Origin of the sequence: Mesorhizobium sp. Cs1299R1N3 (genome assembly GCF_037179625.1) — a bacterium.
GTDB classification, from domain to species: Bacteria; Pseudomonadota; Alphaproteobacteria; order Rhizobiales; family Rhizobiaceae; genus Mesorhizobium; species Mesorhizobium salmacidum.
The window spans coordinates 843,057-863,406 of record NZ_JAPYKQ010000001.1 but is presented as its reverse complement, the minus strand read 5'-3'; the positions used below and the strand labels follow the sequence as shown (position 1 = coordinate 863,406).

General features: G+C 55.6%; 17 protein-coding genes and 1 tRNA gene. 16 read left to right on the top strand and 2 right to left on the bottom strand.

All coding sequences use genetic code 11. From position 1 onward, the window contains the following. Positions 1–86 precede the first annotated feature (86 nt). A complete protein-coding gene (aroA, locus tag O7B34_RS03990) occupies positions 87–1,445 on the bottom strand; it encodes a 3-phosphoshikimate 1-carboxyvinyltransferase (RefSeq protein ID WP_337144959.1) in 1,359 nt (452 codons plus the stop codon). A 206-nt stretch (positions 1,446–1,651) separates the two neighbouring features. On the opposite strand from aroA, the gene O7B34_RS03985 reads away from it, so the two are divergent. The 3 genes from O7B34_RS03985 (at position 1,652) to O7B34_RS03975 (ending at position 4,125) form a co-directional block, all read left to right on the top strand. Next, the gene (locus O7B34_RS03985) at positions 1,652–2,041 is read left to right on the top strand and encodes a TIGR02300 family protein (RefSeq protein ID WP_337141976.1); all 390 of its coding nucleotides are present in this window, start codon (positions 1,652–1,654) and stop codon (positions 2,039–2,041) included. Positions 2,042–2,213: 172 nt separating this feature from the next. Further along, positions 2,214–2,289 (top strand) — tRNA-Ala (locus O7B34_RS03980). 102 nt (positions 2,290–2,391) lie between these two features. Beyond that, entirely contained in the window at positions 2,392–4,125 is a 1,734-nt protein-coding gene (locus O7B34_RS03975; RefSeq protein ID WP_337144958.1) for a site-specific integrase, read from the top strand. A 41-nt stretch (positions 4,126–4,166) separates the two neighbouring features. Here O7B34_RS03975 and O7B34_RS03970 read toward each other — a convergent pair whose 3' ends face one another. Further along, entirely contained in the window at positions 4,167–4,679 is a 513-nt protein-coding gene (locus O7B34_RS03970) for a hypothetical protein (RefSeq protein ID WP_337144957.1), read from the bottom strand. A gap of 546 nt (positions 4,680–5,225) precedes the next feature. Between O7B34_RS03970 and O7B34_RS03965 the strand changes: the two genes are divergently transcribed. The 13 genes from O7B34_RS03965 (at position 5,226) to O7B34_RS03905 (ending at position 20,086) form a co-directional block, all read left to right on the top strand. Beyond that, positions 5,226–6,227: a hypothetical protein gene (locus O7B34_RS03965; RefSeq protein WP_337144956.1), complete on the top strand. Its 1,002-nt coding sequence runs from the start codon at positions 5,226–5,228 to the stop codon at positions 6,225–6,227. Positions 6,228–6,646: 419 nt separating this feature from the next. Beyond that, complete coding sequence (locus tag O7B34_RS03960; protein ID WP_337144955.1) at positions 6,647–7,729, top strand: hypothetical protein; 1,083 nt, start codon at positions 6,647–6,649, stop codon at positions 7,727–7,729. Continuing rightward, the gene (locus O7B34_RS03955) at positions 7,719–8,744 is read left to right on the top strand and encodes a site-specific integrase (protein WP_337144954.1); all 1,026 of its coding nucleotides are present in this window, start codon (positions 7,719–7,721) and stop codon (positions 8,742–8,744) included. Before O7B34_RS03960 ends, O7B34_RS03955 begins: the two co-directional genes overlap by 11 nt. A 208-nt stretch (positions 8,745–8,952) precedes the next feature. Then, the gene (locus O7B34_RS03950; protein WP_337144953.1) at positions 8,953–9,153 is read left to right on the top strand and encodes a hypothetical protein; all 201 of its coding nucleotides are present in this window, start codon (positions 8,953–8,955) and stop codon (positions 9,151–9,153) included. A gap of 288 nt (positions 9,154–9,441) precedes the next feature. Then, positions 9,442–9,606, top strand: a complete 165-nt coding sequence (locus O7B34_RS03945) for a hypothetical protein (RefSeq protein WP_337144952.1) — start codon at positions 9,442–9,444, stop codon at positions 9,604–9,606. Positions 9,607–9,733: 127 nt separating this feature from the next. Beyond that, the gene (locus O7B34_RS03940) at positions 9,734–11,671 is read left to right on the top strand and encodes a GmrSD restriction endonuclease domain-containing protein (RefSeq protein WP_337144951.1); all 1,938 of its coding nucleotides are present in this window, start codon (positions 9,734–9,736) and stop codon (positions 11,669–11,671) included. A 92-nt stretch (positions 11,672–11,763) separates the two neighbouring features. Beyond that, the gene (locus O7B34_RS03935; protein WP_337144950.1) at positions 11,764–12,453 is read left to right on the top strand and encodes an AlbA family DNA-binding domain-containing protein; all 690 of its coding nucleotides are present in this window, start codon (positions 11,764–11,766) and stop codon (positions 12,451–12,453) included. 364 nt (positions 12,454–12,817) lie between these two features. Beyond that, positions 12,818–14,164, top strand: a complete 1,347-nt coding sequence (locus O7B34_RS03930) for an AAA family ATPase (RefSeq protein ID WP_337144949.1) — start codon at positions 12,818–12,820, stop codon at positions 14,162–14,164. Positions 14,165–14,840: 676 nt separating this feature from the next. After that, positions 14,841–15,638: a hypothetical protein gene (locus O7B34_RS03925; RefSeq protein WP_337144948.1), complete on the top strand. Its 798-nt coding sequence runs from the start codon at positions 14,841–14,843 to the stop codon at positions 15,636–15,638. 14 nt (positions 15,639–15,652) lie between these two features. Beyond that, complete coding sequence (locus O7B34_RS03920; protein ID WP_337144947.1) at positions 15,653–15,916, top strand: hypothetical protein; 264 nt, start codon at positions 15,653–15,655, stop codon at positions 15,914–15,916. Between the two features lie 509 nt (positions 15,917–16,425). Further along, the gene (locus O7B34_RS03915; RefSeq protein WP_337144946.1) at positions 16,426–17,079 is read left to right on the top strand and encodes a hypothetical protein; all 654 of its coding nucleotides are present in this window, start codon (positions 16,426–16,428) and stop codon (positions 17,077–17,079) included. Next, complete coding sequence (locus O7B34_RS03910; RefSeq protein WP_337144945.1) at positions 17,076–17,687, top strand: hypothetical protein; 612 nt, start codon at positions 17,076–17,078, stop codon at positions 17,685–17,687. Before O7B34_RS03915 ends, O7B34_RS03910 begins: the two co-directional genes overlap by 4 nt. After that, positions 17,684–20,086: a nucleoside triphosphate pyrophosphohydrolase gene (locus tag O7B34_RS03905; protein ID WP_337144944.1), complete on the top strand. Its 2,403-nt coding sequence runs from the start codon at positions 17,684–17,686 to the stop codon at positions 20,084–20,086. Before O7B34_RS03910 ends, O7B34_RS03905 begins: the two co-directional genes overlap by 4 nt. Positions 20,087–20,350 lie beyond the last annotated feature (264 nt).

Below are 20,350 nucleotides of genomic sequence, written 5' to 3'. Positions count from 1 at the left end.
GGGGGAGATGCCCGGCAGGGCAGAGGGGGGCGCTGTCCCTCCGACATCCCTATTTGGCCGCAACCTTGGAGGTTTGCCATCAACGGTCACCCAATCTCCGCGCCAAGTCCCTTCATCAATCCCATGAACTCCGGAAAGCTCGTCGCGATCATCGCCTGGTCGTCGATCGTCACCGGCTTCTCCGTCGCCAGTCCCATCACCAGAAAGCTCATGGCGATGCGGTGGTCGAGATGGGTCTCAACGGTCGTGTCCCGCCCGTTGGGATGACCGCCCAGACCCTTGCCGCCCGGCTTGCCGCGCACGGCAAGCGAAGCTTCGCCCTCGGTGCAGTCGACGCCGTTGAGCTTCAGTCCGTTGGCCACCGCTGACAGCCGGTCGGATTCCTTGACGCGCAGTTCTTCCAGCCCCTGCATCAGCGTCTCGCCCTCGGCGAAGCTGGCGGCAACGGCCAGCACCGGATACTCGTCGATCATCGACGGCGCCCGCTCGGGAGGCACGGTGACGCCTTTCAGTTCGGAATAGCGCACGCGCAGGTCGGCGACGTCCTCGCCGCCGGCATTGCGCGGGTTCAAGATCTCGATCTGGCCGCCCATCTCCTGCAGCGTGAGAAGTAGGCCGGTGCGGGTCGGGTTCATCAGCACATTTTCGATCGTGATGTCCGAGCCCGGCACGATCAGCGCCGCCACCAGCGGGAAACCCGCCGATGAAGGGTCGCCCGGCACCGCGATGGTCTGGCCGGTCAGCTTGCCCTGGCCTTCGATGAAGATGTGGCGCACGCCGCGCTCGTCGGTCTCGACCGACAGATTGGCGCCAAAGCCTTTCAGCATCTTTTCGGTATGGTCGCGCGTCATCACCGGCTCGATCACCGTGGTGATCCCCGGCGTGTTCAGCCCGGCCAGCAGCACCGCCGACTTCACCTGCGCCGAGGCCATCGGCACGCGGTAGGTGATCGGGGCGGCGTGTTTTGGGCCATGCAGCGTGATCGGCATGCGGTCGCCAGGCGTGGCTTTGAGCACCTGCACGCCCATCTGGCGCAAGGGTTCAAGCACGCGCCCCATCGGCCGGCCGGACAGCGAAGCATCGCCGATGAAGGTCGTCTCCATGTCATAGGTGCCGACAAGGCCCATGGTCAGCCGCGAGCCGGTGCCGGCATTGCCGAAGTCGAGCGGTCCTTCCGGCTGCAGCAGCGCGCCGTTGCCGGTACCGCGGATCACCCATTCGGCGCCGTGCTTCTCTATATGCGCGCCCATCGCCTTCATGGCCGCCCCCGTGCGCATCACGTCCTCGCCCTCGAGCAGGCCGGTGATGCGGGTTTCGCCCGAGGCGAGCCCTCCGAACATGAAGGAGCGGTGCGAGATCGACTTGTCGCCCGGCACGCGGGCCGTGCCGGAAAGGGCTGGTGACTTGCGGGCGGTGGCCGGCTTGGCAGCGGCGGCGTGAGACATGGAATTTCCCTGGACGGATGCCGGCTGACCGGCGCTTTTCATTTGTTGCGGCGGTCTCGTATCACGGCGAGGCGAAATGGTCATCCCCATGGTCGTCACTTGGCGCGAGGCCTTTCAATGCTTGGTTTTGTGACGCCGGCTTTTCGCTTTGACAGCGCTGCAAACTGTGGTTAAGGGGACCACTCTTTTATTGACGAGGCTTGGCCGTGGTAAAAACCGAACTTGGCACAAAACGCATCGACCCTGAAACGGGCCGGAAATTCTACGACCTGAACAAGGACCCGATCGTCTCGCCCTATACCGGCAAGAGCTATCCACGTTCCTATTTCGATGAAGGCAAGATCGCCGCCGTCGAGGAGGAGGAGGAAGTAGCCGAGAAGGAAGTGGACGCCGAGGACGAAGAGGGCGTCGAGGTCGTCTCGCTCGAAGAGGCGGAAGACGATGCCAAGAGCGACGATCTTCCCGATCTCGGCGACGACGAGGATGACGTCGACCTCGGCGACGACGAGGATGACACCTTCCTCGCCGACGAAGAGGAAGCAGAAGACGACGTTTCCGACATGATCGGCGTCGGCGACGACGACGACGAGGTCTGATAAGGTCTCGGACGCGAGCCTTTGCCGGCTTTCACCGCCTGTGAAGAAAAAGCCGCCGATGAAGGCTTGATATCTGGGAAAGGCGGGGTTAGAAGCCGCCTGCACTAACGGCGCGGTCTTCCAACCCGCGCCGATCTCTCGCCGGAAACGGCGCCGGCTGACTGCCGGGAGTGGGGCCATAGCTCAGTTGGGAGAGCGCTTGAATGGCATTCAAGAGGTCGTCGGTTCGATCCCGATTGGCTCCACCAAACAGTCTTCTAAGGACCTGTAACCCTTAGGTATTAGCAAATTCAACGCCTTACATCTCCCCTGGGCATCACTTTAGTGATACATTTCGGAGCATGAAAGACGTGGCCGATACCCATCTCCATTGCCGAAAAGGGACCTGGTATTACCGACGCGTGGTACCGAAGCACCTCGTGCAAGCGATAGGCAAATCCATGATTTTCCACTCGCTGCATACGATGGAGAAAAAGAAGGCCAACAAGCTTCGCGAAATCGAGGACGTGACTTGGAGCGCGAAGTTCGCGTCCCTAGAAGCCGGCGAAACGAACCCCAGCAACCAGCCTTCAAAAGTGGTCTTCGGAGATCAGGAGCTGCTTGAACTCGTTCGGGCCTACGTCGAGATCAATTCGCGCCAATTCGAGGAGCGAGAGACCGCAAATCGGCCCAACAGTGCGGAACGAAAAGATGCGGTCGAAAGTATCGAAAGGGATATCTCGATCTTGCGCGACCCGGACGATCCTCGGGCCGATGAGTGGATCGGTGCGATTGGCGGAAAGTTGCTCCTTGAAGGGGGGCATGACCCAAACTCAGTGTCGAACAAGAACAACGCTCGCTATGCGGAAGTGGTACGTCGCGGGCTGCTCGAACTCAGCCGTCGTAAGTTGGCGGACTACCAAGACGATTTCGGCAAGAGGCTTTTCGACAACGCGTTTGATCCTGCCAGCCCCAAGCCGCTTTATTTCGAAAAATTGGCCGATCAATACCAGACGATGCAGATCGAAGAGGCGAAAGCCAATGGCATGTCGGCCAAATGGCAAGACAAAGTGAAAGCCCAGGTCGCACTCGTGCGGGAGCTGATCGGGGACGACACCCTTGTGTCCGCCATCGATTATGATTGTTGCCTGCGCGCCCGCAGTCTCCTGGCAAGGACGCCTAGCAATCGCACAAAGCTCTACCCTGGACTTGGTCTTGAAGCAGCCATCAAGAAAGGCGCGCACGAGGGCAAACCGTTGCTATCTTCTGTTACGCAAGCCACGTATTTGGACACGCTACGAGGCATCCTAGGGTTGGCCGAGCTGAAGCGGCTTTTGCCGCATAATCCTGCCGAAACCTTGCGCCCGCTGAAACGTGATGCCCAGCGGGCAGAAGATAAGCGACCGCCATTTACACTCGATCAAATCAAGGCATTTTTCGCCAGTTCCTTTTATGCGAGCTGCGCTCCGAATGCCTCTATCCCGTATGCAAAGGCGGACCGCGAATGGCGCTTTTGGCTGCCACTGCTTTCGATATTCACGGGCGCGAGGCCGAACGAACTTTGTCAAATGCTGCCGGGCGACGTGAAATGCTCGACGAAGGGAACCTGGTTTCTGGATGTGGTCGCCTCATTCGATGATGATGATGCAGGCTCGGGCAAGCCTGCTAAGACCCTTAAAACCGCGACGAGCCGAAGGAAGATACCAATCCATCCCGAGCTTCTAGCGCTGGGCTTTGTCGAGTTCGCCAAAACCAAGCAAGAAGCCAAGGCGGAGCGTCTATTCGGCCATCTTAAGAAGGACATGTATGGAAACTGGGCCGCGTATTCATTGAAACGCTTTCGCGACAGCTTCTTACCCGAAGCCATCACCATTGGCCCAAAGCAAACATTCTACAGCTTTAGACATTCGTTTCGCGACGCGTTGCGCCGTTGCGATGCAGGACCTGATACTCTGAAAGCGCTCGGCGGCTGGAGCCAAGGCACAGTGATAAGCGACAATTACGGCGACAAGTCCAATCCCGATCTGCACGTCGAGGCGATGGGAAAGATTTCGTATCCGGGACTGGATTTAGCATTCCTCAGGCCGCTTTCGACAACCGCTTGAGGAGACATCTCCATCGGCGACGCCTCCTGTAGGCAACGCGATCAAGCCCGGATCACGATCTCAATCTGCTCCGGTTTAACGTCATAATGCAAGGCGAGCCCCGCCTTTGCCGCCAGGATGGTCAGAGGGAGGTTATGGGCGGCGTCGGCAGGGTCGGGGGCCTCCGGCTTCTCGTTCTTCGCCTCAGGCATCGGCATAAACTTCAACCCAATTTCGTCGATGCCGAGATCTTCTAGGGTGGTGTAACGAACGGGGTTTCGCCATCCCTGCCACGCTCCGCTGTCGCTCACCTCCGCATAGGCGTCGAACTGGATGAGATAGCGTCCCGCTACCCATCGCGAAGGGACGACATTGGAGATCCGGCCGACGAGAAAAGCTTCTCTGTGTCCGGTGAAGCCTTTGGTGGGGTATTCTGAATGCTCGTTGAAATACAGAACCGCGTACTCGCAGCCTCGCGCCTTTTTTTGATCAAGGACCCACGAACGGGACCCGCCGTCCTCCAGAACCATGGCGGTAGATTTCCCGGTGAAAATCGCGATTGCAGACTTGCCCATTGTGGAGGTCTCCTACCGTAGATATAGATTGTATTTACTTTGTATCATCAAACTATGCAAGGGGGTAACACTCGCTTTCGCGCGAATGCCCTCGCCGGATGCACCGTCTACGTCGTATCTCCGCAGAAGAGTGTGATATCGGGAACGAAATCAAAGGCATACGGAAGTCGAAGGTGCGGCTGCGTTCGAGGGCTTGGCTTACTTTGCCACCAGGCGCGGAGATTAAGCTTGTCGCACCGGCGACCGTTAATTACCGAAGTGTGCCAAGCTTCGACGGAAGGTGAATTCGATGAGCAGCTCGGGAAGAGAGCCCGTCGTGAGAATTGAAATGGGGTGGGATCCACCCGCTCGTTCAGAGTTGGTGTCGATACAGGAATTGGCCTCTATGGCAGGTATATCGCTCCGCACGTTGCGGCGACGCCAAGCTGCTGGGGAAATGCCCCAGCGGATCCAGCGCTCTCGCTCCCTGATGTACAGGCGTGCGAATGCTCTGGAATGGCTCGCTCGAGTAAATGCAGCGCAATCTGGTGAACTGGACCGGCCGGCATGACACCTAATCCAAGTCGCCTTGCCCGCTGCATCATGCTGGCCCAAGGCAATCACACTGTGGGCGTTCTGCTCCACTCCATTACGTACTGGGCGAAATACGGGAAGGCGGAGATCCCCAACACGCCCGGTACGTGGATCGCCAACGAACGGACGTTCTGGATGCAAGAGGCGTGCCTGTCATCTGACCAATACGACCGGTGCATACGCTCGTTGCATAAGTGGGAACTCATCGAAAGACGTCAGTGGTGGTTTGGCGGAAAAAACATACTCTTTGTGCGACCGTCTACGATCACCGTGAACTACCTTCAGTCTGCCTCTACCTGGGAAGCTGCAAAGGAGCTTGCTCCGTCACTTCCCGCGACGATGCATGGTTCGATCAGCAAGATTGCGGAACCCAGTTCAGCATTTTTGCCGAACTCGAATGAGATTGGCAATTGTGCGGATCCCGGAACCGCAAAGCCGCTGAACTCCAATAACTTGATATACAGTAGCATAATAGACCAACATAAGACCCTGACAGGCGAACATCCGGCTGCGCCTACGTTCGCCGGGAAAGAGAAAACAAAAGGCTCATACGGGAAGAGCAATAAGAAGCAGGCGAGTGGCCATCAGACAGGTAAAAAAGTACCCTTTCCCGAAGAAAGCTCCATGAAGCCGACAGTTTCGGAACTGCTCGCGGCTTGGCCGCAGGCACTGAGCAAACATTGCGGCAATCACCCGACCGATCAGCCGGGCTGCCCAACTCTGTCACCCAAGGAGATCGGCCAGCTCGCTTTGTTTCACAAAAGCCTGGGTTCAATTCCCGTGTCTGGTGGTCAACTCGATTTAAGAGGTTCAGCCATTGATATTCTGGACTATGCGGTTCGGCGATGGGGTGAGTGGACGGTCGGGCTATGGAAGGCGGAGAAGCACGAGTTCCCTTCTGCTGAGTTCCTGCATGAAAATTTGAGTGCTGCGATTTCAGCGTGGGACAACGACGGATGTCCGCCACGCTCGTAAGTGGCGGCATAGCCTTTCTAGACGGACGAACGGCAGGGACACGAAGGTGGCTCGGAGACACTACTAGGGACAGAAGCCACCGGCAGCCAGCATATGGGTTCGAGCGACCTTAAAAGTCAGAATAGCTCGGGGATATCAGATGTTTAGTCCATCGCTCGAATGATGGAGATCATAGACCTCCATTGTGGAAGGTTGACGCTACTAACGGGGCACGCGATCTTCTTCGACGCAGGCCGCCCGAGAATTTCAGGAGACATTTGTCCCTGGGGTGTAACTCATGAAAGCAACCCCATAGCCGGAGCGGCTTCTGACTTATAGGCGGAGCATCCGTCAATCTACTTGCGACCAGGTGCCAATATCCTACGATCAATATGGGACTGACGTTCTCAGCTCTCCCCCTGAACCCAAAGGAGGAAGTCATGAACGGTCCCGAAACTTTCGCAGTCCTGCGAGACGAACTGGCGCAGCAGCTGCTTCACCACGAACTACCGGTCCCCCATCCCCTCGACATTTCGCCCTGGCTGGCCATGGCGCTGCTGCAAAAGGCGATCCGGCGTGGGCATAAGGTATTTGCATTGCAGGCCGCAGCAACGCTGCTTCGGCGATCACATGATGCGTTCTGGCGTCGATGCGGCGTCATTGCATTCGAAGACGTCGGCGTGGCCGATCTGGATGCGGTGAGCCTCGCGGTCGCGGCGCTGGCGGGGAAAATCTTCCGGTCGAAGGTCGGTGGAGAATGGGCGGTTGCCAGTTTCGTTGTCGAGCGTTTGGTAAAGGCACGGAAATGCCGGAGTGCCGACGATCTGCTCATGCTCTCCGAACGGCACCCCGGCTATGAGCACCTTCGGCTAGGGCTCACCTACGGCACGATCCCCGAACTGCTCGGGATCGTGAGGAGCAATGCTTCCATGCCGAAGCGTGCACTGGCCCTGTGGTATGCCATTGGCTCAGATCGTTGCCCTTCGCCGCACCTGCGGACGCGAAAGGGTGCACCCCAAATCGTTTTCGACGATCTTTGCGAAACAGGTCATCCCCACACGCTGGTGGAGGTTGCGCGGGAAGGTTTTCGAAGAACCGGGCAGGTCCTGTGCCCGCTGGTTGTTCTGTTGGCATCACTTAAGCCCTCGCAGCCAGCGGTGATCGGGGAAGATGACTTTCCTCCCGAAACCTTGTGCGGCCCGCTGCCGAGTTGGGCGCTGGACGTGTATTCGCGTGAAGGGCAACAGGCGCTAAGACAGTTTGTCGGACGCGACTGCGACACGGCACGCTGGGTTCGAAGTCACGTCCCGCCTGCGCAGCGGATCAAGTTTATCGGCAATGTCCTATTCGCGGCGGAGGGTGGGCTGCTGCAGAACCACTATCGCTGGCCGTTGGCGGACGAACTACGGCGATCTTGGGAAATCGAATGTCAGGGACCGTTCTGCCCAGACGCAACCGAAATCATCTCACTGCTGCGTAGCGACATCCCGCTTCTGAACGAGGAGCGCCAACATGTCCTATAACCGTCTAACTCGTGATAATCCCCTCTTATCGCGATCTAAAACTGGCAAACCTGATCTAAACGAAAGCCAATCGACAGGAGCTGAAACGCCTTTAGATTTTTGTGAAATTAACTTCACAAACGGGCTGTCAGAAAAGGTCGCCGCCTATGTCGAGCAGGGATTGGCAGAAAACACGAAGCGCGCTTATGCAGCCGATCTAGCTCATTTCGAGAGCTGGGGCGGCAGCATCCCGGCAACCGACACTGTAATTGCCAGCTACCTGGCAGAACACGCCGAAACGTTGGCCGTGGCCACACTTTGTCGGCGTATGGCAACTCTCTCAAAGGCTCACGCTGCGAGGGGTCTCACCAGTCCAACATCGTCCGAACTCGTCAAAGCGACGATCAAAGGGATTAAACGCAGTCTGGGAACCGTCCAAGCTGAAGCAAAGCCTCTCCTGCGCGAGGACCTGTTCGCAGTGTTGGATCGCACGAGCGATGACATAAAAAGCATTCGAGACCGTGCCTTGCTTCTGATCGGTTTCGCGGGCGGGTTCCGACGATCAGAGCTGGTCGGTCTCGACGCGGAGGACATCGAGCATGTCCGGAAGGGGATTGTCGTCCACTTGCGGCGTTCGAAGACAGACCAAGAAAGCGTTGGCCGGAAGATCGGCATTCCGTTCGGTCGAACCCGATGGTGCCCCATCAATGCTCTCGATCAATGGGTCAACCGGGCCGGCATCGAGGCGGGGCCAATCTTTTTGCGTGTTGACCGACATGGCAGCGTCAAGGGCCAACGTCTGTCTGGTGAAGCTGTATCACTCGTGTTGAAGGACCGGATGGCGGCGGCGGGTATCGCTCCTGCGGGCCATTCTGGCCACAGCATTCGGGCCGGTTTTGTCACCAGCGCGGCCATGGCTGGGGCATCAACCTGGAAAATCAGGGCGCAGACAGGCCATGCCAGTGACGCAATGTTGGCACGATATATTCGAGATGCAGAAATTTTTGAGAATAACGCGGTAGGGCTCTTGTTGTAAGATTTGTGCTGGCCGCACCGTCAGCTCCGCCAGAAGGCTATACAGAGTTCTGGCGGTCTTCCCTCCAAGCGATGAACAATTCTTGCTAAGTTGCGGTTGATAGCCTTGTAGTGGTTTTGATCGCTTGTTTTACGGCTTCTGAGGTGCACGACTGACAGCGCGAGACCGACCTAGGCTATGACGTGTTTGACCGCGAGGAGATTAGAGAATGAGTGGAATACCGCTAGGAGAGTGGAGTGGCAGCAGTGCAACTCGCGAATTGCACGAAACGATCAAGCAGTTCACGGAAAGCTCTGACAAACAGGCGCAGGCTATGATTAAGCTCACGTGGGCCATTCTTCTCCTGACAGCGCTCATGTTCGGAGGTCTTATCGTTCAGATTGGTCTTGCCATGTCGCATTCGCGCTGAGAGCGGCGGGGGTTGCTTCTGTAGGTTTTGCGGAAGAGACCGGATCGCTTCCAGCTGGCAACGGCCCCCCTCAGATTTGTTGGCGGCCGCGAGAACAGGGTGCGGGGAGACCAGACAGAATATGCTGATCGTCCTGCGGGACATCGCTGACGCAGCCAAGAAGCATGACCATACTGGCCTGCGCGATGGAGGCCGGCATGACGGCTGGCGGTTCCTCCACATTGGCAGGTCCAGGATCGACGGGTACGGTAGGTCAAGACGTGCGCCGGCGGTTCTCCGGGGCGATCGATGAAGGTCTCTCAGGTCTTCGAAAGCGTCGTTGCAGAACTCAACCGCGCCAAGGGAGTGACCTTCCGCATCTTGCTCGAAATTCAGGCAGAAAGCGACGGTTTCCCGAAGGATGTCGAGGACGATGTGCTCCTTGGACACCATGCCCGCAGTAGCTGCCCATGAAGAATGCTCAAAGCACCCTATTGGAGAGTTCTTGGGGGCAATTGCAGCAGATGGTGGAGAAAGTTTGCAGATGGTCGCGTCGTGTGCTTAAGACCTAGATCAATTCTGACGGGGGATTTGGGCGGGAATGGGTGCGATTAGGATCGTAGAGCTCGGCATTGCTGAGGTGCTCGAAAACTTGAGGAAAGGCACTTGGCAGGTCCCAAAATTTCAACGGGAGTTTGTTTGGGATACGTCCGCTGTTGCTGAATTGGCGACCTCAATTATTGACGCCTATCCAATCGGCATGGCCACTCTGTGGCAGCAGTCGCACCTGAACCCGCTTGATCTCGAACGCGTATCGATAGCGGACTACGATGTTGTCAACAAAAAACACAGCATAGCCTACTTTGGCAAAGATACAGGTGATCCCAATCTGCTCGCCATTCTGGATGGTCGCCAGCGCTGTACGGCAATTGCGATGGCCTTTGCTGGCTTCGCTCCCTCCTTTGGTCGGAGTAAATACTGCGGCTCGTACTTTCTCAATGCATCGCAACCTGACCCCCTTGAACGGGTGATTTTCATAAAGCGGTCCGATCTTCAGCGCAGGGGGCTCACCAGCACTTCTAGCTGCATCGGCCAGGGATTGTTCCCCCTCGCTAGCGATCAGTCCGATGAAAGCGTTATGCGGCAATGGTATCGATATGCGCAGGAAATCAAAAACCCCGCTAATTACCCGCACGGTCAGCTGCCCGAGCCGGGTGAGCTTGCGCGTCGAGACGCGATAGTCCAGGCCGCCTTCGACGGAATAACTTCCACCAAATTGGCTGCCTGCATAGTACCTGAGGACTATGATCTCGGAAAAATATGCGAGATATTTGAAACACTTAATTTATCGGGCATGAAGGTCTCAACTGTCGATCTAATCAACGCCTGGGTATACCGTGAGACTGAGCATCTTGGTGACGAAGCCATCCAAATCAGAGAATGGATGAAAGAACTGGGCGACCTCGATGGCGCGGCAGGCTGGGCAGTTCCAGAAAAGCGGCCTGAGCTAATCGCGCAGATGGTTACTGCGTGCTTTGTCGCGGCGGACGACTTGGCCGATAAACCGAAGCCGCGCGTATTTAGCGGCACGAGAAAAGTCGGAAAAATCACCTCGGTCAAATCCCCCGATCTTTTGGCTACGCCCTATCAGCATTGGCAAAATGTAGTTAGAAACGACGCCAAATTTGCACTGTTCATCGGCGAATTTCAAACCTGTGTTGCTGGTGGAATGTTTCCCTACGACAGCGCTCCCTATCCAATTTCGGGCGCGATCTATGTGGCCCTGAGATGGCACAAGGAGTTCGACCCCCCCGCAAGCCATTCGGGGTGGAGTGTCGAAAATTTGCATTCCCTGTTCCGAGGCTTTTATTGGCGCAATGCGCTTTCTCGCAGGTACGACCAGGGTTTCCTTACTACCTTGGGATCAGACCTATCATTTTTGAAGGCTCTTCTTAATCGCCGGACTTCCTTCCCATCGACGTCGAAATGGCTTGAACACTGTGAGGCACGCATTTCGGAAGATCTGATCGAGAAAGACGATCTACCCACCAAGGAGGACCTTGTAGAGCTATTGACTAACGGGAAACCGGGGGGCGCAATTCAAGCTGCCTTGCAGCTTCCGATGGTAGCTGGAACCAAGCGAGACGTCGACGGTATCGATATATCCTACAAAACGGAAAAGACCGCAGAGCTTCACCACATTTTTCCAAGGAAGTGGTGTGCAGACAACGCGTTCGGGCAGCTCAAAGAATACCTGGACCGAGAACAAGCGGCTCGAGACTGGGTTAATGGGATTTGCAATCTCATGCCGCTGTCGCGCGAAACAAACAATAAATGGAAGAGCCAGTATCCGGCGCAGTACTTGGGCGACAGCGGCATAAGCTATTCTAGCGCAAAGGCCTATTTTGATAGCGTGTTTATTGGGCCCGAGGAGTTCACGTTGTTAACCGGCGGACCAGAAAACATCCCCTACTTCTGGCGCTCCCGCGCCAATAAAATGGCTGAAAAGCTTGTGTCGCTGATGACGTTTACCATCTAGGTCGCCCAATGGGACGGTTTAAGTCCGAAGTAGAATTCGTCGCAGCGGCGCTGACGCGGGGCGCGGAAAGCTCAATCGATGAGCTTAGGCAGATGAAAGAATACGAGCATCTAAGCTCGCTTCCTGCAGTCGCCAAGCTGGTTGCATTTTGTGAAGAGCATCAGATTTGCGTCGCGCCTGCGCTTACGGAAGGGGAGCTAACGGACAGTCGTGTATTTAGTCGTCTCCCAACTGTCGATGAGATTTCCATTGGCGTGGACGATGCACTGACACGTGGCGAATGCCTCAACGTCGAGTTCAAGCAAACCTTATTCCTGAATGTCAGACGACTTGAAAAAGACCCGACATTTTCCGCATCGGCAGCAGTGGACCATGAAATATCGCACGAAGTGGTGAAGACCATCAACGCGTTTATGAATTCGGGTGGAGGGACACTACTTATCGGCGTCTGTGATAATGGAGATTGCTACGGTCTTGAGAACGAGTTCCCATACCTTCCCGGAGCAAAAAAGGACCGAGACGCATGGGAGCTTTTTTTTTGGCAGACAATTGAGAACTGCTTGGAAGAATTTGGCCGCTTCAGAAGCTCAATTACCGGGACTTTCGTAAGGCGCAGCGAGAGAGACATTTTTGCTGTAATTATGAAGCCAATCGGCGCACCGATTTGCGTCTGTAAGGAAAGAGGTGGGCAAGAGCACGTTTACGTGCGGAGCGGTAACAGGTCGAAAAAGTTGAAGCTGCGTGAGATTGTCGACTTGATCCGCGAGAGGATGAACCCCTAGTACGGGAACCTTTGGTAACCGCGAGAAACCGCTTGCCATTCTCTTTCCGCAATCGGCAAAAAAGCATGGCGATGGCTAGGAGCGCTCGTGTGGTTCCTGGACTAACCATCAGCCGAGAGACCGCATTCCCGAAATAGGCGGGCGTGACGCGCTGTGGTCTCCGTGTTCCCACAATCCCTCCCAAAATTGAAATGCCGCTCTATGACCCGCCGAGATTGTCATACAGGTCGCGCAGAATTTCGGGTGGGGAAGCAAGGCCGCTCTATCGCCTGGAAGCTTGGTGGGGAATTTTGATGGAAGATAGTCTCAGTCGGATCCAGGGTCCAAACTTGTGTGGGCGATCTTTCAACGATAGCGTCGGCTTATGATCACAAAGATTGAAATTAACGGGTTTAAGAATTTCGAAAATTTGGTACTCGATCTCAGGCCGTTTACGGCAATCGTAGGCCCAAACGCCAGTGGCAAGTCGAACCTTTTCGATGCCTTGAAGTTCCTATCGTTGCTTGCGCAGCACGATGTTAGGACCGCTATGCAGGACCTTCGGGGCGAGCCTGAGGAGCTTTTCCGCAGGACATCTAGCGCAAACAGTAGCCGCATGCAGTTTGCTGTGGAGGTCGTTCTCGATCCGAAAGGGGTCGATGCGTTTGGCACGTTGTATGAAGTGAAGTCTCAGCGGCTTCGCTATGAGCTGGAGATCGCATTTAAGTACGATGCGAAAGGAAATGTGCGCGGCATTTTTGTCAGTCGGGAAAATTGCTATGTTATACCAAAACATAGCGAAACTGCCGCCTACATTCGGCGAGACAAGTCTCTCCGATATAGCGGCCAGCTCAAGCCTTTTATCCGGATGAAGCAGGGACCGGGGAGCGAGTATGAAGCGATAGAGATACGACAAGATGGAGCAACTAAGCGCGGGCGACCGGTTACCTTGTCTGCCAATGAGGCTTCACGGACTGCGCTTTCGACTGTGAGCACTGCGGAGTTCCCACACCTGTACGCGCTTCGTGAACTGTTTATTTCGACCAGATTTTTGGAGATAAATCCCCAAGCAGCGCGAAAGCCGAGTGGGAGGTTTGAGGATCGTCATCTGCGATCCGACGCGTCCAATCTTTCGGCCGTCCTAGCCAAAATTAGAGACGAAACTCGTAGTGAAAGCCAACCCGATGGCGTTCTCTCGGACATTTCCGCCGACCTATCTTCGCTCATACCCTCGGTTAGGGCAATTGTTCTGCGCGACGATCCCGGTGCAAAGGAGTACTCATTTAGCCTGGCGCTCGATGACCTTGCTTTCAGTTCTCGAGTAATAAGCGACGGCACGCTTCGGCTCCTAGCCCTGCTAACTGCCTTAAACGATCCGCTGCGAAAGGGCATTTTGTGCTTTGAGGAACCTGAAAATGGGGTCCATGAAGGCAGGATTGAGCTTCTTGTCGATTTCCTGCGCAGTGCCGCAACCGCTCGGGACCAACTTGGAAAGGGAAAATTGTACCAGATTTTGGTGAATACACATTCCCCAGCCGTTATGGCAGCACTGGAGGATGAGGAAATAGTGGCGGCGGACATGGTCACGACTATTGATAGCAAGACAGGCGGCAGAACGCAGCGCACTAGAATGCGGACTGGAGTTACCGTCCCTGATTTATTCGATCCTGAAACAACTCTCACGCGCTCCGAAGTTATTCGGTTGCTCAAGCGGTCCGCTGACGCCGCATGACGTATCTAGCTTGGGCTACATTTTACGAGGGGAATTCGGATCGGGAATATTTTGATGTCCTCCTTCCCCGTGTGATGGAAGACTTTTTACTCCGGCAGGGAGTTGGGGTTCATACGGTCCCAACGATGCCAGCAATTGACCTCGGAGTGCGCGGTCGCGAGATCGCAAAGGTGGCCAAGGAGGCGTGTGATGGCCGAGACGCATTTCACATCCTGTTTGTTCACTCAGACACCGGTGGAAGGGCGCAGGAAGATGCCATGGGGGCGCGTTCTATTGCTTATCGAGAGGCAGCATTCGCGGAGTGCGGCCTCCCACTAAATCGTACTGTTGTCATCGCCCCGCGGCGAGAAATGGAAGCTTGGGCCATTTCAGAAAGAGAGGCTGTGGCCGCAGCCCTTGGGTTTCGGGGAGACCTGGATATCCTTCGGCTTCCGCCCACGCCACAAGCGGCAGAAGTCGAGCCGGACCCGAAGGCCATTCTTATCCGGGCAGTCGAAGCGGCTCGAGGCCACAGGCGTTCTGCGAGAAGACAGCCCCCTTTCGCGGCAATCGCCCAACGTCAGGATCTTGCAAGGCTGCGCCTATCGGCATCGTTTTCGGCCTTCGAGAATGAGCTCAGAGAGGCGCTGGCAAGTTTAGGATGCCTACCGCACGCGCTGGTCTGAATGGGCATGTGATGATCTTCACCCGCCGTGCACTTGAGACGGAAGGATTTGTTGGCTGGCTGCCGTTCGCCGCCCTGCGTTCAAGCATGTGCCCTGTCACTGCGGGTGTGTATGTAGTTACCCACGATAGCGGAAACCCCGCCGCGTTTGCAGAGAAGAATTGTGGCGGCTGGTTTAAAGGCAGGGATCCGTCGATTTCGCATGAAGCCCTCGCGGCAAACTGGGTCGACGGTTCGAAGGTCGTTTACATTGGCAAAGCTGACGTGCTGCGTCGCCGACTGCGACAGTTCGCGGACTTCGGTGCTGGGAAGGCTATCGGCCATTGGGGTGGCCGGCTGATTTGGCAGCTTGCAAATGTGGCTGACCTTCGCGTCGCGTGGAAAGAAACGCCCCACGAGGTTCCACGTGCTGTCGAAGCAAACTTATCCAGCAGTTCCGATCAGTTTACGGAAAGCCGCCTTTCGCCAACGATCCTCACCGGCTCCGTCTGTAGAAGGAGGGCTGCCTTCGTCGCATTCAACCCCACGCCAAAGGCCGGCAAAGGCACGCCACTCGCCGATTTTGACCAGCATCCAATCCATCAGCCCACCTTGACCAAGGCCGCCCAGAGCGAAATCACGTCGGTGTATGCGATCTTTGGGCCGTTTGGCCTCATCGGGCTTGAGGTATCCCGACGCGCCGAAGTTCTAACGGCACCGGCCCACTTCCCTCGTGGACAGCGGGATTTGCAGACCGCCTTTGCCCCAATCTTGGCTTTCAGCATTTGTCGCACGACAATAGGTGCCTACTACGCGACGGATCATCGCTAATGAAGGAAAGTCGAATGCTCTTTCACGCGACTAGCTCCAAAAGGGCCTACGCGATCTTGCGCGACGGCTTTCGGGATGGCCAGGGCCATTACATGACTGACATCTCGTTGCGCGGGGTTTGGCTTTCAGATCGCCCCTTGGACGCCAATGGGGGTGTCGTCCTTGCCGAAGAGACAACGATCCTGGCCGTTGAACTCGGCGTTCCCCTGTCGAAATGGTGTGTGCCGTCAGACCTCATTAGCCAGTTCGCGACAATACGGGTTGCGCAACAAGGATGAAGCGCTGGCTGAAGCAGAAGTCTGACACCCGCTCCCCGTTTTCGCGGGTCAAGTCCAGCAGCCGTCTACAACGGGACGACAGGGATCGCCCCGTCCGGCTATTCTGGCCAGAGCCTTCGCGCCGGTTTTGTAACAAGTGCCGCGATGGCAGGGGCATCAACATGGAAAATCAGAGCCCAAACCGGGCATGCCGCTACGCGATGCTCGCGCAGTGTATTCAAGACGGTGAAATGTTCACCGACAACGCCGCACAGATCCTTTGATCTCCCTCGGCAACCGTTCACTGGAGCCGGACACATTGCGCCGAAACTCCGCCCGAAGACCGTGTAGGGGGCGACAGGTTGTTCGAGGAGATCGCGAAAACGAGCGTTCGCGGGCTCCGGCGCAAGAAGAATGCCGTTCTAAGCGTCCGAGAAAATCAAGGGCGCAGCGGTCTTATTCGACCAGGGAATTTAGTGTATCGTATCGTCGAAGGTGGTCGGTGACGACCGCAACGCACGGGTGCAAAAATGTCGCAAACTCTGGATGGTACAGTGAGGCGTTTCTCAGGCTTGCTGGGTGGGAACTGTGAAAGTCACGAGCCGTGGGATGTCCTTCTTGAGCAAGCCCCAGGTTTTGTGGTCGCTCCCACAAAAGGTGCGATACTGCCGTACTGGCTTCTCGTGATCCCGAGGATGCCGCACCTCAATTTCGCGACTTCGTTTCAGGAAGAAGACAAAAACCCGGTCGAGATAGTGCGGGAGGTGGCAGGTAAATTCACACCTTCGAAACAATGGATTTGGTTTGAGCACGGCGCTGCTATTTTGGGAAATGATGTGGGATGTGGTGTGGATCACGCACATATTCATCTTTTGTTATCGCCGCCGTTTTCACTAGAAGAGTTCCGATCTGAGGTGGTCAGAGCGAGCAGTAGTGAATGGACACACTCGGGTTCTGGGCAGGTCTATGAGCAAGTCAGCGGCAGGGAGAACTATTATATGTTTGGCGGATTGGAAGACGCATATTTCACATCCGGTCACAGTCTAGGTTCTCAGTTCTTCCGGAAGACAGTTGCCTCGCTAGTTGGCAAGCCTCAGGAATGGGACTACAAGCGCTTTGATGGAAAGCACAACGTACTGAAAACGCTAGACTATTTAGCGCCCATGAATATGAAAGCGGCATGACTGTAACGCCGCAGAATGATACGCCGTCCGACAAGGGGCCAGGTGATGAGGGCGATGGATTTCGGGGAGTAACTAACCCATCAAAAGGCTTTGACGACGGTCGAAAACTCTGGGAGTGGCGAACCCGATACCCAGACGAGGCGCAGGGGCTTATTCATAAAGAGGCCTGCATCGCTGGAGGTTACCTTGTAGTGTTCCTGGTCCTGACCTTTATTTGCGCTGGGTTTGCGGGAAAATCGTTTCAGATCAATGTTGGGATTAGCGCATTCTATAATCTCGACATAAACCTACTTGCAGTCTTTTTCACTGGCGCGCTAGGCGGCACGACGTTCTCGATTAAGTGGCTAATGCACTCTGTCGCGACAGGAAAATGGCATGTTGATCGATTTTATTGGCGCGTGTTCGTACCGCTTGTTGGTGGCGTCTACGCAGTTATCGTTCTAAATTTGCTTGCCGGGGGACTAATTGGCGGCGGGATGCAGCGGGAGAACGCCTCTGCCGGCACGACGTGCGCTTTGGCCTTCTTGGTAGGCTACTTTTCGGACGGTGTCAGTGGCCTGTTGACCAACGTCGCCAACGCTGTTTTCGGCACCGTCGAGAAGAAATGAGTGACCAGGTCCTTGTATCTCACGATGTCCCTCTTCAGTCATGGAGTGATGCTGAAGCCTTAACTCCAAGCTTTGGAGCGAAGGGAGCGAGGCTATTTGCATTGCCGCGAGCATGGTGCCCGCCATTCGCCGTTGTTTCTGCAAAGACCGTAGCGTGGCTCGCAGCGAGCGGTGCGGAAACATCTCGGTTCTTCGCCGACGTTTTGTCCCCTATTGCCCAGCGTCTTCGGGTGGAGACGGACGAGATCATCGTTCGTTCAAGCGTAGTTGGTGAAACGATCTGGGACCGGGGCACGTATAAGAGCATCGTCCTGAATGTCGCTCGCCGTGACGATCTTGACGCGCCCCTGCTAGATGCTATTCGCGAAGTATCGAAATCCGCTGGGGATCACGATTGCGCTATAATTCTGCAAACGCACGTTTTCCCCGAGGAAGCAGGTGAATTTGGCAATTTACTCCGTGTGTCGCGCACAAGGGATCATTGGGAATATTCGATTAGAACGACTGATCCCGTAATACAGACCGAACGCTTCAACTCCCAACGCGATATCGCACCCCCTGCCGATAAGCCCTTGCGCGCTCGTGTTGGGTTGCCGCGAGAGCGACTTTTTGGATCGGTTGCGGCCTGGATCAACAACGAACTTTTGCGTGGTGTTCGCACCCGCGTGAATTGCGAATGGGTTAGGCGCGGAGAACTCTTTTATATTGTTCAAATCGACGCCGAGGACGATGACCTCTATGGAGTAAATCCCATGCAACTGCATATCGAGCCTTCCGTATCGGCACGAAATGACAGTGGACAGCTACTGATAGCAGCCGATGTGGACCGCCGCGGGGATTGGGACAAACTTCTGGTTCTTGATGAGCTTTACGAAGAGAACTCGGCGGTCGCTCCAAAGTTGTTTTTTCTTCCTGTACCGACCGCTAGTAAGGGTAATCTGGAGCAGCTGGAGAGCGAATTCACCGTCTTGCTCAATAAAAACATTGTAGTCAGAACAAGCGTTGCGGCGGGTCAGGAGAAAGTGACCAATCTCCCGAAAACGGACTGCATGACACCCAAAAAAGCTGCTGACTGGTGTGTGGAACAAGCTGCGAGGTTGGCCGAATTACACCCTGAGAAATCCCTCGCGTTTGTAGCTCATCGATATATCGCCTCACGGTCTTCCGCCTGGGTAAGGGCTGACCCCGATAGCCCGATCGTGGAAATGCACGGGACGTGGGGGCTGCCGGACGCTCTTCAGTTCTGCCCTTATGACATCTGGGATGTTCATATCCCAACTGAGGAGGTGACTGAATATACGAATTACAAATCGAACGTCCTTCTTCTTCAAGCCGACGGGACTTGGAAATACGAGCGCGTCAAAAATGAGGTTGCTCGCTTTCAGAGTATCAATAGGAATGACGTTCTTGATGTCGCTAAGAGGAGTTTCGACCTGGCGACAAGGTTGGGTAAGGCATGCCACATTATGTGGTTTGTCGGCTGCCGGACAGACGACGAGAACTCGATCAATCTTCCGTGGTACTGGACGGAGGCCCACGATACGGAGAACCCAGATCGCGGCAACCTTCAGATCATGACCATTCGCAATACCGCTGATCTAAGCAAGATTGCGGAGATGAAACGCCGGTACCCCCGGTTGGCAGTGTTGCTTCAGCCTACGTCGGTTGAACTTCTTCGTGACAACGGGTTCCTCTTTGCGGTCGCGGAAATTGTGCGCCCAATGTCCGTGCCAGTCATTCTATCAGGATCAACACTAGCGCATGCTTTCTTCCAGCTCCGCAAGCATGGTTGCGTCGTCATTTCAGAAGTCGAGAAAGACCATCTTCGAACACGCCGGCAAACGAATTTTGGCAAGCTGGTTCGAGACAAGATCCCCGAAAAGATTGCCAGGCAGCAAGAACAGCAGAGTGTTGCAACGATACCCAAGTCGGCACGTGTCGGCTTCTTGATCGGGAAATTCTTGGAGGAGATTTTAGAGGCCCGTGAAGCCACTGAAATGAAGGACAGGCGCACTGAGCTTGCAGACGTGTTTGAAGTATTGCGCGCGTTCATTACCATTTCCGACGAGACCTTAGAAAACGTGGTCGGCGAGGCAGACAAAAAAAGGAACAAGGTTGGAGGTTTTGACGGTGGCAAGCTGCTTCTTGAGACCAGCTTGCCGAAAGCTCAGTCCGGCACCCAATCAAAGGACGCGATCATTTCTTCGGGCACGTTGGCAGAGCCATCCGGCCCTCGGACCTATCGGGTTCCTTTCAGTTATTTTGGGTTCGCAGAAATCGGCCAATTGCGAACATTGCGGTTTGCGGGAACAAACAGCTACATCCAACTTTCACTGCAGAGAGATTGTATCGAGATAAGCCTTCTTGAAGAGCCTACTCAACTCTCACTCGGAGTTTAGTCGCTTTCGGAACGCTGGGTTTCGAGGTTGATGAGTGGTTCTGCTGAGCTTTCGCGCGGGCTACGAATTAGTCCTTCCCACTACCGCCGGATCGGCTGGCTTCCGAAATTAAAGGGACATACAGCGCCTTAGGCCGCATTTTCTCCCAATCCCTCCGAGAAAGTGAAATGCGGCTGTATGGCCGCCAAAATAACCACAAAGGTCTTGGCTGAATTTCGGGTCCAGTTCGGAATTGGCGGAGGACAAAGCCGCTCTATCGCCTGA

What these genes read in the sequence shown, in the direction of transcription:
- O7B34_RS03920 (WP_337144947.1), top strand. Translation starts at nt 15,653, where the DNA reads ATGCTCTTTCACGCGACTAGCTCCAAAAGGGCCTACGCGATCTTGCGC.
- O7B34_RS03905 (WP_337144944.1), top strand. Translation starts at nt 17,684, where the DNA reads ATGAGTGACCAGGTCCTTGTATCTCACGATGTCCCTCTTCAGTCATGG.
- aroA (WP_337144959.1), bottom strand. Translation starts at nt 1,445, where the DNA reads ATGTCTCACGCCGCCGCTGCCAAGCCGGCCACCGCCCGCAAGTCACCA.
- O7B34_RS03935 (WP_337144950.1), top strand. Translation starts at nt 11,764, where the DNA reads ATGAAAGAATACGAGCATCTAAGCTCGCTTCCTGCAGTCGCCAAGCTG.
- O7B34_RS03910 (WP_337144945.1), top strand. Translation starts at nt 17,076, where the DNA reads ATGACTGTAACGCCGCAGAATGATACGCCGTCCGACAAGGGGCCAGGT.
- O7B34_RS03925 (WP_337144948.1), top strand. Translation starts at nt 14,841, where the DNA reads ATGATCTTCACCCGCCGTGCACTTGAGACGGAAGGATTTGTTGGCTGG.
- O7B34_RS03950 (WP_337144953.1), top strand. Translation starts at nt 8,953, where the DNA reads ATGAGTGGAATACCGCTAGGAGAGTGGAGTGGCAGCAGTGCAACTCGC.
- O7B34_RS03955 (WP_337144954.1), top strand. Translation starts at nt 7,719, where the DNA reads ATGTCCTATAACCGTCTAACTCGTGATAATCCCCTCTTATCGCGATCT.
- O7B34_RS03930 (WP_337144949.1), top strand. Translation starts at nt 12,818, where the DNA reads ATGATCACAAAGATTGAAATTAACGGGTTTAAGAATTTCGAAAATTTG.
- O7B34_RS03960 (WP_337144955.1), top strand. Translation starts at nt 6,647, where the DNA reads ATGAACGGTCCCGAAACTTTCGCAGTCCTGCGAGACGAACTGGCGCAG.
- O7B34_RS03915 (WP_337144946.1), top strand. Translation starts at nt 16,426, where the DNA reads ATGTCGCAAACTCTGGATGGTACAGTGAGGCGTTTCTCAGGCTTGCTG.
- O7B34_RS03940 (WP_337144951.1), top strand. Translation starts at nt 9,734, where the DNA reads ATGGGTGCGATTAGGATCGTAGAGCTCGGCATTGCTGAGGTGCTCGAA.
- O7B34_RS03970 (WP_337144957.1), bottom strand. Translation starts at nt 4,679, where the DNA reads ATGGGCAAGTCTGCAATCGCGATTTTCACCGGGAAATCTACCGCCATG.
- O7B34_RS03945 (WP_337144952.1), top strand. Translation starts at nt 9,442, where the DNA reads ATGAAGGTCTCTCAGGTCTTCGAAAGCGTCGTTGCAGAACTCAACCGC.
- O7B34_RS03965 (WP_337144956.1), top strand. Translation starts at nt 5,226, where the DNA reads ATGACACCTAATCCAAGTCGCCTTGCCCGCTGCATCATGCTGGCCCAA.